Source organism: Micromonospora deserti, assembly GCF_003236335.1.
GTDB lineage: Bacteria > Actinomycetota > Actinomycetes > Mycobacteriales > Micromonosporaceae > Micromonospora > Micromonospora deserti.
Genome location: NZ_POUB01000565.1, coordinates 1 through 455, shown reverse-complemented (window position 1 = coordinate 455; position 455 = coordinate 1). Strand labels below are relative to the sequence as shown.

Annotated in this window: 2 protein-coding genes; both read left to right on the top strand. The window is 61.3% G+C overall.

The genetic code is table 11. The annotated features are described in order from the left end of the window. On the top strand, nucleotides 1-306 hold a 306-nt coding region (locus C1I99_RS31935; RefSeq protein WP_438941475.1), incomplete at its 5' end, for a hypothetical protein. A 14-nt stretch (nucleotides 307-320) separates the two neighbouring features. Further along, nucleotides 321-455: cell division topological specificity factor MinE (locus C1I99_RS35110; protein WP_199562481.1), on the top strand; the 135-nt coding region annotated here is incomplete at its 3' end.

Genomic DNA, 455 nt, shown 5'->3' with positions numbered 1-455 from the left:
GAGCCGATCAAGGAGCACCTGCTGCTCACGCGCTACAACCCGAAGCGCGTGTCCGAAGGCGAGATGCTGTCGCTGACCGACATCCAGGAAATCCTGCGCATCAAGCTGATTGGCGTGATTCCGGAATCCGAAGCTGTGCTGCAGGCGTCCAACCAGGGCCTGCCCGCCATCCACCTGGAAGGCTCGGACGTCGCCAACGCATACCACGATGTGATCGACCGCTTCCTGGGCAAGGAGAAGGAGCTGCGCTACGTCGAATACAACAAGCCGGGCTTCCTGCAGCGCCTGTTCGGCGGCGGAAAATAAGGAGACGCACATCCATGTCGATTCTGTCTTTCCTGCTCGGCGAGAAGAAGAAGACTGCAAGCGTTGCCAAAGAGCGCCTGCAGATCATCCTCGCCCATGAACGTACCGCCAGCGGTGCGCCCGCCGACTACCTGCCCGCGCTGCAACGC